Below are 14,317 nucleotides of genomic sequence, written 5' to 3'. Positions count from 1 at the left end.
ATGGCCCCTGTGTTCGCCCACGGCCGACTGCGCCTGTACCTGCTCAAGCTCCTCGACGAGGCGCCGCGCCACGGCTATGAGGTGATCCGCCTCCTGGAGGAGCGCTTCCAGGGTCTTTACGCGCCTTCGGCCGGGACAGTCTACCCCCGCCTGGCGAAGCTGGAGGCCGAGGGCCTGGTCACGCACACCACCGAGGGCGGCCGCAAGGTATACGCCATCACGGACGCGGGCCGCGCCGAACTGGCCGACCGCAGCGGTGAGCTGGCCGATCTGGAGCTGGAGATCCGCGATTCCGTCGCCGAGCTCGCCGCCGAGATCCGGGACGGTGTGCGGGGCGCGGCCGGTGAGCTCCGCCGTGAGATGCGGGAGGCGGCCAAGGAAGCGCGCGCGTCCGGCGGCAGGCCCGAGGGCAAGAGCGGCGCGGGCGCCGGCTCCGGCTCCAGCGCGGGCTCCGGCAAGCCCTTCCCGGACCCCTCGGACTTCTTCGACGGTTCTTGGGCCGACAACGACGGCTGGCGCCAAGCCAAGGAGGAGTTCAAGCGCGCCAAGCAGGAGTGGAAGGAGCAGGCCCGGCGGGCGAAGGACGAGACCCGCAGGGCACGCGAGGACGCCCAGCGCGCCCGCCGCCAGGCCCAGGACGCGCAGGAGACCGCGCGCGCCCAGGCGCAGGAGGAGGTGCAGCGCATCGCACGGCGCGTCCAGGCCCAGGTGCAGGACCACTTCACGCGGGGCGACTGGCCGACGGGGGTCCGCGAGGGCCTGACGGAACTGGCCAAGGAGTTCGGGGAGTTCGGCAAGGACCTGGGCAAGGACTTCGGCGACTTCGGCCGCAAGGGCCCGCGGTCCGCCACCGAGGAGCCCAAGTTCACGTCCGCCCCTGAGGACGGGGTCCCCACGGAGTACGTCCCGGAGTGGGCGCAGGAGGACACCACCGGCAATCCGTCACGTGACCTGGACCGCCTCCTGGACCGCTTCCGTGACGACATCAGGGACGCGGCCCGGGACCACGGCGTGACGGAGGACCAACTCCGCGACGCCCGCCGTCACTTGTCGTCGGCGGCGGCCCACATCGCCGCGAGCCTGCGCACACCGAAGGGCTGACCTGGGTGGCCACCGGGCAACCGGGCCACCGGGGCGGCCTCGGTGGCCCCGGGCCTCGGTGGCCCCGGACCTCGGCAGCCCCGGTGGCCACCCAGGCCCATCGGCTTACGCGGCGCCCTCGCCGTACAGCACCCTCTCCACCGACTCATGGGTCACGCCATGGTCCGCGAGGACCTCGCTGACGAGCCCGGGGCGGACGGTCAGGGCGAACAGGATGTGCTCGTCGCCGATGCACCGGTCCTTGCGCGCTGTGGCCATGCGCAGGGACCTCACCAGGGTGTCCTTGGCCTCGCGGGTGAACGGCCGGTGCCCGCTCAAGGCCCGGCCGGAGCGGCGCCCGGCCCTGCGGCCACCCGCCAACGCGCCCACGCCATGAGCCTCTTCGACCCGGGAGACGATCTCGGACACATCGATGCCGAGTCCGGCCAGCGCCTCCGTGTCGGCCTGCGAGAGGCCAGCGCGGCGCCGCGCCTCACCCAGCGCGCCCTCGATCGAGTCCCGGCGGCGCGTGGCCCCGAGCGAGGCCAGGGCGAAGGACGCCCGGCTCGCCTCGCGGTCGAGCAGCGCGAGGAGCATGTGCCCGTCGTCGACGGAGGCCGCGCCCTCGCCCGCGGCATGCTCGACCGCGCCTTTGACCACGGCGCGGGCGTCCTTCGTGAACCGCTCGAACATCACTGCCTCCCGTACTTCTTGTGCACGGCCTGCCTGCTCACTCCGAGCTCCGCGGCGATCCCCTGCCACGACCAGCCCTGCTGACGCGCACTGCGCACCTGCACGGCCTCCAACTGCTCCACCAGCCTCCGCAGCGCGGAGACGGCCCGCAGTCCGACTCGTGGGTCACGGTCACCCGCACGCTCGGCGAGATCCGTAGCTTCGGTCATGCGTGTCAACTTACGTTGACGGGAGGCGCATGTCAACCACAGTTGACACGCGGGATGGGTCACCCGACTTCGAGCACGATCTTCCCGAACAGATCGCCGGACTCCAGGCGCTCGAAGCCCTCACGCGCCCGGTCAAGCGGCAGCACCTCGTCGATGACGGGACGTACGCCCGTGGCCGCGCAGAAGGACAGCAGGTCCTCCAGCTCGTCCTTGGACCCCATCGTCGAACCGACGATCTTCAGCTCCAGGAAGAAGACCCGGGTCAGCTCCGCGTGCGAGGGGCGGTCCCCGCTCGTCGCACCCGAGATCACCAGAGTGCCGCCTGGCTTGAGGGACTTGACGGAGTGCGACCACGTCGCCGCCCCCACCGTCTCGATGACGGCGTCCACCCGCTGCGGCAGCCGCGCGCCGGACTCGACAGCCTCCACCGCACCCAGCTCCAGGGCCCGCTTCCGCTTGGCCTCGTCGCGGCTCGTGGCGAAGACCCGGAGCCCCGCCGCCTTGCCGAGCACGATCGCGGCCGTCGCGACGCCGCCACCGGCGCCCTGGACGAGGACCGAATCCCCGGGGCGCACACCGGCGTTGGTGAAGAGCATGCGGTACGCGGTGAGCCACGCGGTCGGCAGGCAGGCCGCCTCGGCGAACGACAGCTCCTTCGGCTTCGGCAGCAGATTCCACGTGGGGACGGACACCTGCTCGGCGAACGTCCCCTGGTACTTCTCGGTCAGGATCGAGCGCCCCTCGTCGGGACCGACCCCGTACCCGGTCTGGCCGATGACGGAGTGCAGGACGACCTCGTTGCCGTGCTCGTCGATCCCCGCGGCGTCACAGCCGAGGATCATCGGCAGCCTCCCCTCGGGGAGTCCGACCCCGCGCAGGGACCACAGGTCGTGATGGTTGAGGGAGGCGGCCCGGACATTCACGGTCGACCAACCGTCCCTGGCCTCGGGGGCGGGACGCTCCCCCAACTCAAGGCCACTGAGCGGCTGGTCACGGTCGATGCGGGCGGCGTAGGCAGCGAACATGAGGTGACGATAGGCCGGGGGCCTACCCGTACGTAACCACGCACGACTGTGACGCGCGCCGCGCCCCCGTCTCGTACACCCCCGCCCCACCCCACACGCGCCGCGCCCCCGTCTCGTACGCGTCGGGGCGTACGAAACGGGGGCGCGGTCACGCCATGAAGTCACCGATCAGCGGCGGGCAACGCCCTCGGCACGCGCGGCCGCGGCCACGGCGGCAGTGACGGCCGGGGCGACCCTCTCGTCGAACGGCGAGGGGATCACGTAATCGGCGGAGAGCTCATCGCCCACCACGCCGGCCAGCGCCTCCGCAGCGGCGATCTTCATCGTCTCGGTGATCCGCGAGGCCCGGACCTGGAGCGCGCCCGCGAAGATGCCGGGGAAGGCGAGCACGTTGTTGATCTGGTTCGGGTAGTCCGAGCGCCCCGTCGCGACGACAGCCGCGTACTTGTGGGCGATGTCCGGGTGCACCTCGGGGTTCGGGTTGGCCATGGCGAACACGAACGAGTTCGGCGCCATGGAGGCGACCGCGGGCTCGGGGACGGTGCCGCCCGAGACGCCGATGAACACGTCCGCACCCGCGAGGGCGCTCTCCAGCGAACCGCTGAGCCCGGCCTTGTTGGTGATCTCCGCGAGCTCACGCTTGACCGGGGTGAGGTCGTCCCGGTCCCGGCTCACGACGCCCTTGCGGTCCGCGACCGCCACATCGCCCAGGCCCGCTTCGAGCAGGAACTTGGCGATGGCGACACCGGCCGCACCGGCGCCGGAGATCACGGCACGCAGCTCACCGAGCGTGCGCCCGGTCAGCCGCGCCGCGTTCCGCAGCGCGGCGAGCGTGACGACCGCCGTGCCGTGCTGGTCGTCGTGGAAGACCGGAATGTCGAGCCGCTCCTGGAGCTTGCGCTCGATCTCGAAGCAGCGAGGCGCCGAGATGTCCTCGAGGTTCACACCACCGAAGGACGGCGCCATCCGCACCACGGTCTCGACGATCTCGTCCGCGTCCGTCGTCCCGAGCGCGATCGGAACGGCGTCCACGCCGCCGAACTGCTTGAACAGAATGGCCTTGCCCTCCATCACGGGGAGGGAGGCCTCGGGACCGATGTCACCGAGGCCGAGCACGGCCGTGCCGTCGGTGACCACGGCCACGACGTTCGACTTCCATGTGTAGTCGTTCACCAGCTCCGGCTGCTCGGCGATCGCGGTGCACACTTTCGCGACGCCGGGCGTGTACGCCAGGGACAGGTCGTCCTTGTCCCGCACCGGCACGGTGGCCTGCACGGCCATCTTGCCGCCACGGTGCAGCGCGAACGCCGGATCGAAGGGCTCTTCAGCGCCTTCGTGACCCGTACTGCTGTCGCTGCGAGGATTGACGATCTCCGCTGCCACTTGTCTGACCCCTTAAGTCTTAAATCATCAGTTGAGGGTGTCCACTCCTGGTTGAGAAGTGGGCGGGCACCGCGTCTGTTCCCCGCCTGTCGGCGGAGGGAGGTACAGACACGCGAGCGCGCCGCACACGCGCTCTGGGCCCCGGATGAGGGGTGTAACGCACCTTTCTACCTGACGGTCCTTGCCCTGGGCGAGTGGGATTGGTTACGTGAGGCGCCCGTGGCCGTTGTGGTGGTCCCACAAGAACGTCAAGAACGGATGACGGGCCCATGCCCGAATTTTCCGAGGAGCGCACGCCGCCGGTCCACATCGCGAGATTCACCCGAGATTCACCGAAGATCTCAAATGGCGGTACTTCGTTCCAGGCCGGTACGGCACGGTTGTCCGGGCCTGTCGGGGTCCCGTGGTCACCCGTTATCCGATTTTGACATCTCTGGCACCCAGAATCGGACGGTCCGAATGGCAAGATGCCGTCATCACACGAGGTCGCGACACCCGAAGGTGTGTGCACGACCGCTCGGCAACTCCCTCATCCGCCGGAGGACCCTCATGACCGCACGCTCCATCTGTCGTACCACCGCCGGTAAGTCCGCGAAGTCCCGGATGGCCACGGTCGGCGCGATCGCGGTCGCCGGCGCGCTGCTGCTGACCGGATGCGGTGACCAGACCAAGAGCAAGGACGAGGGCGGCGAGAAGGTGAGCAACGCGCCGCTCGCCGACAAGCTCCCCGAGGACATCCGGGACGCGGGAGTCATCAAGGTCGGTTCGGACATCGCGTACCCGCCCGTCGAGTTCAAGGACAAGTCCGGCAAGACCGTCGGTATCGACCCCGACCTGGGCGACGCCCTCGGCAAGCAGCTCGGCGTGAAGTTCCAGTTCGACAACGGCACCTTCGACACCCTGCTCGGCGGCCTGCGCTCCAAGCGTTACGACCTCGCGATGTCGGCCATGACCGACACCAAGAACCGCCAGGAAGGCGTCGACGAGGAGACCGGCAAGAAGATCGGCGACGGCGTCGACTTCGTCGACTACTTCACCGCGGGCGTCTCGATCTACACCAAGAAGGGCGACGACCAGGGCATCAAGACCTGGGCCGACCTCTGCGGCAAGAAGATCGTCGTCCAGCGCGGCACCGTCTCGCACGACCTCGCCAAGGCCGAGTCGAAGAAGTGCAAGAGCGGCAAGAAGATCGCCATCGAGTCCTTCGACAACGACCAGCAGGCCCAGACCCGCCTGCGCTCCGGCGGTGCGGACGCCGGTTCCTCGGACTTCCCGGTCGCCGCGTACGCGGTGAAGACCTCGGGCGGCGGCAAGGACTTCGAGCTGGTCGGCGAGCAGGTCGAGGCCGCTCCGTACGGCATCGCGATCTCCAAGAAGAACCCCGAGCTGCGTGACGCGATCAAGGCCGCGCTCGACGCGATCATCAAGAACGGCGAGTACGACAAGATCATCTCGAAGTGGGGCGTCGAGGACGGCGCGGTGAAGGAAGCCAAGATCAACGGCGGCAAGTGACCGCGCAACCGTCTCGCCGCTGAAAGGCCACTCCCGTGACTACCGACATCTCCAAGAAGGGGCCGGAGGACTCACCGCCGTCCTCCTCCCACCCCGAGGCCATCAAGGCCATCCCCGTCCGGCACTACGGCCGGTACGTCTCCGCGCTCCTCGCCATCGGCGCCCTCGCCGCGATCGTCTACGCGTTCGCGCAGGGTGACATCAACTGGGACGCGATTCCCGACAACTTCTTCGACGACCGCATCCTCAAGGGCGTCCGGGAGACCCTGCTCCTGACCGTCCTCTCGATGCTCATCGGCGTGGTCGGCGGCATCCTCCTCTCGGTGATGCGCCTGTCGAAGAACCCGGTGACCTCGTCGATCGCCTGGTTCTACATCTGGTTCTTCCGCGGTACGCCGGTCCTGGTCCAGCTCTTCATCTGGTTCAACCTCGGCTTCGTCTTCGAGTACGTGAACCTCGGCCCCGTCTACAAGGACGAGTGGTCGGACTTCATGACGCCGTTCCTGACGGCGCTGCTCGGCCTGGGTCTCAACGAAGCCGCGTACATGGCGGAGATCTGCCGCGCCGGTCTGCTCTCGGTCGACGAGGGCCAGACCGAGGCGTCCCACGCGCTCGGCATGAGCCACGGCAAGACGCTGCGCCGGGTCGTGCTTCCGCAGGCGATGCGCGTGATCGTGCCGCCGACGGGCAACGAAGTCATCAACATGCTCAAGACGACGTCCCTGGTGGCGGCGGTCCAGTACTTCGAACTGCTGCGGTACGCCCAGGACATCGGCACCTCGTCCGGCGCCACGGTCGAGACGCTGCTGCTCGCCGCGACCTGGTACCTGATCATGACGTCGATCCTCAGCGTCGGTCAGTTCTATCTGGAGCGTTACTACGCACGCGGTTCGTCGCGCTCCCTGCCGGCCACTCCCTTCCAGAAGATCAAGGCCAACATGCTGTCGCTCGGCAACCGTTCGGGGGTGCGCTGATGACCACCGCCATGGTGAAGTCCGAGGGCGTCCACAAGTCCTTCGGCAACGTCGAGGTCCTCAAGGGCATCGACCTGGAGGTCAAGTCGGGTGAGGTGTTCTGCCTCATCGGCCCGTCCGGCTCCGGCAAGTCGACGTTCCTGCGCTGCATCAACCACCTGGAGAAGATCAACGCCGGGCGGCTCTACGTCGACGGCGAACTGGTCGGCTACCGGCAGAAGGGAGACAAGCTGTACGAGCTCAAGGACAGCGAAGTCGCCCTCAAGCGCCGGGACATCGGCATGGTCTTCCAGCGCTTCAACCTCTTCCCGCACATGACGTCCCTCGAGAACGTCATGGAGGCGCCGGTCCAGGTCAAGGGCCAGTCCAAGGCGGCGGCGCGGGAGCGGGCCGGTCAGCTCCTGGAGCGCGTCGGCCTCGCCGACAAGGCGAAGAACTACCCGTCGCAGCTCTCGGGCGGCCAGCAGCAGCGCGTGGCCATCGCCCGCGCGCTCGCGATGGACCCGAAGCTGATGCTCTTCGACGAGCCGACGTCGGCGCTCGACCCGGAGCTGGTCGGTGACGTGCTCGACGTCATGCGCGATCTCGCGGAGTCCGGCATGACGATGATCGTCGTCACGCACGAGATGGGCTTCGCGCGCGAGGTCGGCGACAGCCTCGTCTTCATGGACGAGGGCGTGGTGGTCGAGTCCGGCCACCCGCGCGACGTCCTGACGAATCCGCAGCACGAGCGGACGCAGTCGTTCCTGTCGAAGGTTCTGTAAGCCGAAGGTGCTGTAACGCGTACAGATGCGAAAGGGGCGGTACGGATCCGGGATCCGTACCGCCCCTTCGTGTTCCGCTGCCTGCGGCCAGTTACTTGAGCCCCAGCACCATCGCGTCCGAGGGCGACGACCACACCGTCCGCGCCTCGCCGAAGCCCGCGTCTCGCAGCGTCCGCGCGTGCCACTCGGGCGAGGGGGTGTCGCCGTCCGCGTGCTCGCCGTAGATCTCGAAGCGCTTGGCGGTGGGCCCGGCGAGCACCGGGTCCTTGGCGGCGAGCTCCCACCATTCCCGCCAGTCCACGGCGCCCTCGGCCTTGGCCGCTTCCATACGGGCGTGCCGCTGGGCCCGGTCGGCGTCGTTCAGGCGGGGCGTGGCCGGGTCGGGCATGTGGTCGGCGTTCATGAAGACGCCGCCGTCGCGTACGACGCCCGCGATCTGCCCGTAGAGCGTGGTGAGGGGTTCGCTGTGCAGCCAGTGCAGGGCGGTGGCGGTGAGGACGGCGTCGTACGAGTCGTACGGGAGCTGGGCCGTCCAGTCGGGGTCCTTGAGGTCGGCGGTCACGAACGTGACGCGGTCGTCCCCGGCGAAGGTGCCCTCGGCGATGGCGAGGAGGGCGGGGTCGAGGTCGACGCCCGTGCTGACCGCGTTCGGGAACCTCTTGAGCAGCCGGTCCGTAATACTCCCCGTACCGCACGCGAGGTCGAGGACGCGCGGCTGGGTGCCGACGACGGCCTCGACCATGTCCAGCATGACCCGGAACCGCTCCTCGCGGTCGGGCAGGTACCACTCCTGCTGCCGGTCCCAGCTGTCCTGCCAGGCACGCCAGTCGGTCCCGGCCACCGTTTCCGTCATGAGAAGCCCTCCCGTACGTAATACGCTCTCGTAATACCCTAGAAGCACGCGCAACTGTTACTCACGCACCTGACGAAGATAGCCCGCCCCGGTAAGGACTACAAGTGGAACTGGCCTATTACTCGGACTACGCCGTACGTCTGGTCAACAGCGAGGAGCCGGGTCGCAACAAGGACACGCTGACGTCGGTCGACGCGGTCCGTGAGCTGTTCGGAGGCAGTTCGCAGGCGGCTCGTCGCGCCACGGACTCCGATGTCACCCGCTTCCGTTCGGTACGGGCCAGGCTCAGGGCGGTCTTCGAGGCGGCCGACGGCGGCGACGAGACGCTCGCGGTCGACCTCCTGAACTCACTGCTCATGGAGTTCCCGGTCAGCCCGCAGATCTCGGGCCACGACGACCGCGACGACGAGGGCAACCCGCTGTGGCACATGCACCTGGCGGACCACCCGTCGAACGCGACGTCCGGGTACGCGGCGATCGCGGCGATGGGCCTCGCCTTCCACCTCACCGAGCACGGAGTCGACCGCCTCGGCCTGTGCGAGGCAGCGCCCTGCCGCAACGCCTATCTCGACACGTCGACGAACCGCTCCCGACGCTACTGCTCGGACCGCTGCGCGACCCGCGCCAATGTCGCCGCCTACCGCGCCCGCAAACGCCTGGAGACGGAGCGGTCGGCCAGCACGGGCCGCGCGGCCGAAACGGCCCAGCGCAGCAGGGTGAACGGCGAGCGCTGACCGGACTTCCACTGGGGCGGGCGGTAGCGGAACCACACCTTCCCCAGGACGAGTTCCTCGGGCACCGTGCCGTAGTCCGTACTGTCCCCTCCCGCGTACGTGTTGTCCCCGAGCACCCACCAGCCGCCCTCGCGCCGCTCGGCGGCGCGCTTGACGACCAACAGGTCCTGCTGGAACGGATGGCGGAGCACCACGACGTCACCCGCTCGGACCCGTGCGCCCCACTGCACCACCAAGCGGTCCCCGTGGTACAGCGTGGGCACCATCGAAGGGCCGGTCACCTCGGCCGCGCCCAACGGCAAGATGCCCCTTCTCCGTTCGCTCTCCTGCGACAGCTCCGGCATCACCGCACCTCCCCGGTCCTATCCTCCACGAGTCCCAGTCTGACCCTGGACTTTTGTCCTAAGCCCATGGGGGCACTCGCGAAAACCCGTCTCTCACGGAGTAATGTCCCACCTGAGAAGACGATCACGAGGAAGGACCGCTGCATGCTTTCCCGCCTGTTTGCCCCCAAGGTAAAGGTCAGCGCCCACTGCGACCTCCCCTGCGGCGTGTACGACCCGGCCCAGGCCCGCATCGAGGCGGAGTCGGTCAAGGCCGTGCAGGAGAAGATGGCCGCCAACGACGACGCGCAGTTCCAGACGCGCGCCATCGGCATCAAGGAGCAGCGCGCCGAGCTCGCCAAGCACCACGTTTCGGTGCTCTGGAGCGACTACTTCAAGCCCCCGCACTTCGAGAAGTACCCGGAGCTGCACCAGCTGGTCAACGACACCCTCAAGGCCCTCTCGGCCGCCAAGGGCTCGTCCGACCCGGCCACGGGCCAGAAGGCGCTGGACTACATCGCCCAGATCGACAAGATCTTCTGGGAGACGAAGAAGGCCTAGCCTTCGCATCACCACAGGTGAAAGCACCCGGCATCCGCGCGGAGCCGGGTGCTTTCGCCGTCTGTCAGCCCCGCAGCGAGGCGAGCCCCTTCTGTAGGTCCTCCGCGTTCATGATGGGGTAGATCTCGATCTCCGCGCCGAGCTCCAGGAAGAACGGCTCGGCGATGGACGGCATCTCCGAGCTGTCCTGCATGTCGAAGACGAAGGTGGCCGCGCGGCCGCCCGCACTGGGGCCGAAGTACGCCGCCTCGGGCTTGATCTGTTCCGCCACCGACTGCATCAGCTTCGGCAGCGTGCCGTTCTTGATCGCCTCGTTCGAGATCTGGGTGTCCAGACGTGCTCGCAGCATGACTCTCATGGCACTCACTTCCTCCCTTCCAGGGTCCCGCATCAGGCCCGGTCGTGCAGTGCCAGGTTCACGGCGAAGCCCAGGAACGCCACCCCGCTGAACTGCTCGAGGCGGCGCCGGAACGACGGCCGCCGGATGCGCTCGCCCAGCGCGGACGCCGCGTAAGTGACGATCCAGTACCAGAGCGCGAGCTCCACCAGGTCGATCGCTGTGAGCAGCAGCGTCGCGCTGAAAACGGGGGCGCCCTCCGGGATGAACTGCGGGATCAGGCTCATGTAGAAGAGCCCGGCCTTGGGATTGAGCAGGTTCGTGCCGAGGCCGGCGCGGAAGGCCGCCCAGCGGTCCCGGGGAGAGGGCGGCTCGGCCTCCGCCGTCTGCTCGGCCTCCGCCGCCTGCTCCCGCTCCGGCGTCCGCTCAGCGCGGCGGGAGCGCCACAGCGCCGTGCCTCCCAGCCATGCCAGGTAGACGGCGCCCCCGATGCGCAGGGCGTCGTACGCGAAACGGGACGCCGTGAGCAGTGCCGTCAGGCCGATCGCCGTCGCCACGCCCCAGGCCAGACAGCCGGTGAGGATGCCGAGGGCGGCGGCGAGACCGCCGTCACGGCCGTGGGCCACGGAGGTGCGCAGGACCAGGAGTGTGTCCAGGCCCGGCGTGATGTTGATGATCGCGGCGACGCCCGCGAACGCGAGTGCGGCGGTGAGCATGACGGGAGGCTAGTCGGCGGCCCCCGCGTCGCGCCGCCGGATAAATCAGTTGCCGCCGCGGCCCGCCCCTGTTGCACTCTCCGTACGCCTAGACCCGTCAAGGAGACGCAATGCGCCGTTCGTTCATGTCCAGCCAGAAGGGAATCGCCATCAACCCAGAGGACATGACACTCAGTGCATACGTCGAGCACGTCCAACTCCCTGAATCTGGGGATCCTTGCGCATGTTGACGCCGGGAAGACCAGCCTGACCGAGCGGCTGCTGCACGCCGCCGGTGTCATCGACGAGATCGGTCGCGTCGATGCGGGCAACACCCAGACCGATTCACTGGCCCTGGAGCGGCAGCGCGGCATCACGATCAAGTCCGCCGTCGTCTCCTTCGCCGTCGACGACGTCACCGTCAATCTCATCGACACCCCCGGTCACCCGGATTTCATCGCCGAGGTGGAGCGGGTCCTGAGCGTGCTCGACGGCGCCGTTCTCGTCATTTCCGCGGTCGAAGGCGTCCAGGCGCAGACCCGCGTACTCATGCGGACCCTGCGGCGGCTCCGCATTCCCACGCTCGTCTTCGTGAACAAGATCGACCGACGCGGCGCGCGCCACGAGGACCTGCTGCGGGACATCGCGGAGCGGCTCGTCCCGGACATCGTGCCCATGGGGGCGGCCCACGGCCTCGGCGGTCGCGACGCGTCCTTCGTGCCCTTCGACGGCGGCGATCCCGCCTTCACCGCCCGCCTCGTCGACGTACTCGCCGCGCACGACGACGCCCTGCTCTCCGCGTACGTCGACGACGAGGCGGGCCTCCCCTACCGGCGGCTGCGCACCGAACTCGGCAAGCAGACCGAGCGGGCCCTGGTGCACCCGGTGTTCTTCGGTTCGGCCGCCACCGGCGCGGGTGTCGACGAACTCATCGCGGGAATCCGGGAGTTGCTGCCCTCCGAGGACGGCTCCCCGCGCGCCGACGTCCCGGCCTCCGGCACCGTCTTCAAGGTCGAGCGCGGGGACGCCGGGGAGAAGATCGCGTACGTACGGATGTTCGCGGGGACGATCCGCACGCGTGACCGGCTGCCGTTCGGCAGCGGGCGCGAGGGCAAGGTCACCGCGGTGAGCGTCTTCGACCGCGGGTCCGCCACCCCGCGTGAGGGTGTTTCCGCGGGGCAGATCGGGAAGTTGTGGGGGCTCGGGGACATCCGGATCGGTGATGTCATCGGCGCAGGGCACTCCCAGAGGGGCGGAGACGGGCGGCACCACTTCTCGCCGCCCACCCTGGAGACCGTCGTCGTCCCCGCCCGCCCCGGCGACCGGGGCGCGCTGCACCTCGCGCTCGCCCAACTCGCCGAGCAGGACCCGCTGATCAACCTGCGGCAGGACGATCTCCGCCAGGAGGTCTACGTGTCGCTGTACGGCGAGGTCCAGAAGGAGGTCATCCAGGCGACGCTCCTCGATGAGTACGGCATCGACGTCACGTTCCGCGAGACCACGACCATCTGCGTGGAGCGCGTGACCGGCAGCGGGGCCGCCTACGAGATCATCGACAAGGACGACAACCCCTTCCTGGCCACCGTCGGTCTGCGCGTCGATCCCGGTCAGCCGGGTTCCGGCGTGGAGTTCCGCCTGGAGATCGAGCTCGGTTCGATGCCGTACGCGTTCTTCCGCGCCGTCGAGGAGACCGTGCGGGAGACCCTCCACCAGGGGGTCCACGGGTGGGAGGTCGACGACTGTGTGGTCACCATGACGCACTCCGGGTACTGGCCCCGCCAGAGCCACGCGCACGGCACCTTCGACAAGAGCATGTCGAGCACGGCCGGTGACTTCAGGCAGCTGACTCCGCTGGTCCTCCTGAGCGCGCTGCGACGGGCGGGCACCGAGGTGCACGAGCCGCTGCACAGCTTCCGGCTCAGCGTCCCGGACGACGTGTTCGGGCAGCTCCTGCCCGCGCTGTCACGGCTGCGGGCGGTCCCGCACACCCAGACGGCGCGCGGAGCCTCGTACGTGGTCGAGGGCGAGATCCCCGCGGCCCGTGTCCACGAGCTCGAACAGCTGCTGCCCTCGCTGACGCGCGGCGAGGGCGAGCTGGAGTCCGCCTTCGAGCGCTACCAGCCGGTCCGGGGCGGGGCCCCGGACCGGCCGCGGACCGACCGCAATCCGCTCTGCCGCAAGGAGTATCTGCGGGAGGTGGCGGGTGTCCGGCGCTAAGCCCTGGCCGGCTAGGTCAGCGGGGTCAGCGTCGGAAGGCAGGCAGGCCGAGGGCGCCTACGCGGGCGGGGTCGACGAGGATGTTGAGCTCGACGATCCTGCCGTTCGAGATCGTGAACTCCATGACCGAGACGACCTCGTCGCCGGGCACTCCGACCACGCCGACGCGGCCGTTGACGAGCGCGAGCTCGGTGGTCGGTGCCCCCTGCGAGAACATCGCCGCCTGCCCGGCCACCACCGACGCTCCCCGCACCAACTTCGAGAGCCCCGAGGCCAGTTCGCCGGTGTCGGCCCGCAACACCACGTCCGGGTCGAGCAGTTCGAGCAGCGCGTCGAAGTCCCCGCCCCGCGCGGCCGCGAGGAAGGCACCGACGACCTCGCGCTGGCGTACGGGGTCGTTGTCGGGGGTGGGCGCCGAGGCCTGCACCCTGCGGCGGGCCCGGCTCGCCAGCTGCCGGGTCGCGGCCGGGGTGCGCTCCACGATCGGGGCGACCTCGTCGAAGGGCACGGCGAACATGTCGTGCAGCACGAACGCGAGGCGTTCGGCGGGCGCAAGCGTCTCCAGTACGACGAGCAGCGCGAGGCCCACCGAGTCGGCGAGCAGCACCTCCTGCTCGGGGTCGACCACGTCTCCCCAGCTCACCACCGGGTCCGGCACATGGGTGTCGAGGGCGAGCGACAGGGAGTCCTCGCGCCGCGACTGCCGCGTACGCAGCATGTCGAGGCAGATACGGCCGACGACCGTCGTCAGCCAGCCCCCCAGGTTCGCCACCTCACTGGTGTCGGAGCGGCTGAGCCGGATCCAGGACTCCTGGACCGCGTCCTCGGACTCGCTGAGCGAACCGAGCATGCGATAGGCGACGGCCTTCAGATGCGGCCGGTGCTCCTCGAAGCGGGCCGCCAGCGCTTCGTCCTGATCTACTGCTGCTTCGTTCTGATCCATCTGTCACATTCCCC

General features: G+C 69.2%; 16 protein-coding genes. 7 read left to right on the top strand and 9 right to left on the bottom strand.

Translation table 11 applies throughout. The annotated features are described in order from the left end of the window. Positions 1–1,101: a helix-turn-helix transcriptional regulator gene (locus tag ACWGI2_RS19945; protein ID WP_453696589.1), complete on the top strand. Its 1,101-nt coding sequence runs from the start codon at positions 1–3 to the stop codon at positions 1,099–1,101. Between the two features lie 105 nt (positions 1,102–1,206). Here ACWGI2_RS19945 and ACWGI2_RS19940 read toward each other — a convergent pair whose 3' ends face one another. The 4 genes from ACWGI2_RS19940 to ACWGI2_RS19925 all read right to left on the bottom strand — a co-directional run bounded on the left by ACWGI2_RS19940 (position 1,207) and on the right by ACWGI2_RS19925 (position 4,390). Continuing rightward, a complete protein-coding gene (locus ACWGI2_RS19940; protein ID WP_453696587.1) occupies positions 1,207–1,773 on the bottom strand; it encodes a Clp protease N-terminal domain-containing protein in 567 nt (188 codons plus the stop codon). Beyond that, positions 1,773–1,982: a helix-turn-helix domain-containing protein gene (locus ACWGI2_RS19935; protein WP_160507185.1), complete on the bottom strand. Its 210-nt coding sequence runs from the start codon at positions 1,980–1,982 to the stop codon at positions 1,773–1,775. Before ACWGI2_RS19935 ends, ACWGI2_RS19940 begins: the two co-directional genes overlap by 1 nt. 59 nt (positions 1,983–2,041) lie before the next feature. Beyond that, positions 2,042–3,007, bottom strand: coding sequence for a zinc-binding dehydrogenase (locus ACWGI2_RS19930; RefSeq protein WP_453397886.1), 966 nt, complete (start codon positions 3,005–3,007; stop codon positions 2,042–2,044). 168 nt (positions 3,008–3,175) lie between these two features. Then, complete coding sequence (locus ACWGI2_RS19925; protein ID WP_453696585.1) at positions 3,176–4,390, bottom strand: NAD(P)-dependent malic enzyme; 1,215 nt, start codon at positions 4,388–4,390, stop codon at positions 3,176–3,178. 549 nt (positions 4,391–4,939) lie between these two features. Here ACWGI2_RS19925 and ACWGI2_RS19920 point away from each other — a divergent pair. From ACWGI2_RS19920 to ACWGI2_RS19910, 3 genes are read left to right on the top strand one after another with little or no spacing between them, the layout of a single operon-like run. Beyond that, a complete protein-coding gene (locus tag ACWGI2_RS19920; protein ID WP_453696583.1) occupies positions 4,940–5,902 on the top strand; it encodes an ABC transporter substrate-binding protein in 963 nt (320 codons plus the stop codon). A 35-nt stretch (positions 5,903–5,937) separates the two neighbouring features. Continuing rightward, complete coding sequence (locus ACWGI2_RS19915; RefSeq protein WP_453397882.1) at positions 5,938–6,876, top strand: amino acid ABC transporter permease; 939 nt, start codon at positions 5,938–5,940, stop codon at positions 6,874–6,876. 11 nt (positions 6,877–6,887) lie between these two features. Then, positions 6,888–7,640 carry an amino acid ABC transporter ATP-binding protein gene (locus tag ACWGI2_RS19910; RefSeq protein ID WP_453696782.1) on the top strand — a complete coding sequence of 251 codons (753 nt, stop codon included), beginning with the start codon at positions 6,888–6,890 and terminating at the stop codon, positions 7,638–7,640. Positions 7,641–7,731: 91 nt separating this feature from the next. On the opposite strand, the gene ACWGI2_RS19905 is transcribed toward ACWGI2_RS19910, so the two are convergent. Beyond that, positions 7,732–8,493, bottom strand: a complete 762-nt coding sequence (locus tag ACWGI2_RS19905; protein WP_453696581.1) for a class I SAM-dependent methyltransferase — start codon at positions 8,491–8,493, stop codon at positions 7,732–7,734. Positions 8,494–8,597: 104 nt separating this feature from the next. Here ACWGI2_RS19905 and ACWGI2_RS19900 point away from each other — a divergent pair, with 104 nt between their 5' ends. Continuing rightward, complete coding sequence (locus ACWGI2_RS19900) at positions 8,598–9,227, top strand: CGNR zinc finger domain-containing protein (protein ID WP_453696580.1); 630 nt, start codon at positions 8,598–8,600, stop codon at positions 9,225–9,227. On the opposite strand, the gene sodX is transcribed toward ACWGI2_RS19900, so the two are convergent. Continuing rightward, positions 9,131–9,571 (bottom strand): nickel-type superoxide dismutase maturation protease, encoded by a 441-nt coding sequence (gene sodX / locus ACWGI2_RS19895; protein ID WP_453696579.1) that lies wholly within the window; start codon positions 9,569–9,571, stop codon positions 9,131–9,133. The two genes, ACWGI2_RS19900 and sodX, sit on opposite strands and share 97 nt — an antisense overlap. Positions 9,572–9,715: 144 nt before the next feature. Here sodX and sodN point away from each other — a divergent pair, with 144 nt between their 5' ends. Next, entirely contained in the window at positions 9,716–10,111 is a 396-nt protein-coding gene (gene sodN / locus ACWGI2_RS19890; protein ID WP_160507177.1) for a superoxide dismutase, Ni, read from the top strand. A 64-nt stretch (positions 10,112–10,175) separates the two neighbouring features. Here sodN and ACWGI2_RS19885 read toward each other — a convergent pair whose 3' ends face one another. Together ACWGI2_RS19885 and ACWGI2_RS19880 are read right to left on the bottom strand one after the other, a co-directional pair. Beyond that, positions 10,176–10,469 carry a hypothetical protein gene (locus ACWGI2_RS19885; protein WP_453696577.1) on the bottom strand — a complete coding sequence of 98 codons (294 nt, stop codon included), beginning with the start codon at positions 10,467–10,469 and terminating at the stop codon, positions 10,176–10,178. Positions 10,470–10,501: 32 nt separating this feature from the next. After that, the gene (locus tag ACWGI2_RS19880) at positions 10,502–11,164 is read right to left on the bottom strand and encodes a LysE family translocator (protein WP_453397877.1); all 663 of its coding nucleotides are present in this window, start codon (positions 11,162–11,164) and stop codon (positions 10,502–10,504) included. A gap of 174 nt (positions 11,165–11,338) precedes the next feature. On the opposite strand from ACWGI2_RS19880, the gene ACWGI2_RS19875 reads away from it, so the two are divergent. Continuing rightward, the gene (locus tag ACWGI2_RS19875) at positions 11,339–13,360 is read left to right on the top strand and encodes a GTP-binding protein (protein ID WP_453696575.1); all 2,022 of its coding nucleotides are present in this window, start codon (positions 11,339–11,341) and stop codon (positions 13,358–13,360) included. A gap of 25 nt (positions 13,361–13,385) precedes the next feature. Here ACWGI2_RS19875 and ACWGI2_RS19870 read toward each other — a convergent pair whose 3' ends face one another. Further along, positions 13,386–14,303: a sigma-70 family RNA polymerase sigma factor gene (locus ACWGI2_RS19870; protein ID WP_453696573.1), complete on the bottom strand. Its 918-nt coding sequence runs from the start codon at positions 14,301–14,303 to the stop codon at positions 13,386–13,388. Positions 14,304–14,317: the final 14 nt, after the last annotated feature.

The sequence above is a fragment of the Streptomyces sp. NPDC054866 genome (genome assembly GCF_053610745.1).
This window is presented reverse-complemented; position numbering and strand designations above follow the sequence as displayed.

Excerpts from the sequence above, each read along its gene's own strand:
- sodN (WP_160507177.1), top strand. The coding sequence starts at position 9,716 with ATGCTTTCCCGCCTGTTTGCCCCCAAGGTAAAGGTCAGCGCCCACTGC.
- ACWGI2_RS19880 (WP_453397877.1), bottom strand. The coding sequence starts at position 11,164 with ATGCTCACCGCCGCACTCGCGTTCGCGGGCGTCGCCGCGATCATCAAC.
- sodX (WP_453696579.1), bottom strand. The coding sequence starts at position 9,571 with ATGCCGGAGCTGTCGCAGGAGAGCGAACGGAGAAGGGGCATCTTGCCG.
- ACWGI2_RS19930 (WP_453397886.1), bottom strand. The coding sequence starts at position 3,007 with ATGTTCGCTGCCTACGCCGCCCGCATCGACCGTGACCAGCCGCTCAGT.
- ACWGI2_RS19870 (WP_453696573.1), bottom strand. The coding sequence starts at position 14,303 with ATGGATCAGAACGAAGCAGCAGTAGATCAGGACGAAGCGCTGGCGGCC.
- ACWGI2_RS19945 (WP_453696589.1), top strand. The coding sequence starts at position 1 with ATGGCCCCTGTGTTCGCCCACGGCCGACTGCGCCTGTACCTGCTCAAG.
- ACWGI2_RS19910 (WP_453696782.1), top strand. The coding sequence starts at position 6,888 with ATGGTGAAGTCCGAGGGCGTCCACAAGTCCTTCGGCAACGTCGAGGTC.
- ACWGI2_RS19905 (WP_453696581.1), bottom strand. The coding sequence starts at position 8,493 with ATGACGGAAACGGTGGCCGGGACCGACTGGCGTGCCTGGCAGGACAGC.
- ACWGI2_RS19940 (WP_453696587.1), bottom strand. The coding sequence starts at position 1,773 with ATGTTCGAGCGGTTCACGAAGGACGCCCGCGCCGTGGTCAAAGGCGCG.
- ACWGI2_RS19920 (WP_453696583.1), top strand. The coding sequence starts at position 4,940 with ATGACCGCACGCTCCATCTGTCGTACCACCGCCGGTAAGTCCGCGAAG.
- ACWGI2_RS19885 (WP_453696577.1), bottom strand. The coding sequence starts at position 10,469 with ATGAGAGTCATGCTGCGAGCACGTCTGGACACCCAGATCTCGAACGAG.
- ACWGI2_RS19935 (WP_160507185.1), bottom strand. The coding sequence starts at position 1,982 with ATGACCGAAGCTACGGATCTCGCCGAGCGTGCGGGTGACCGTGACCCA.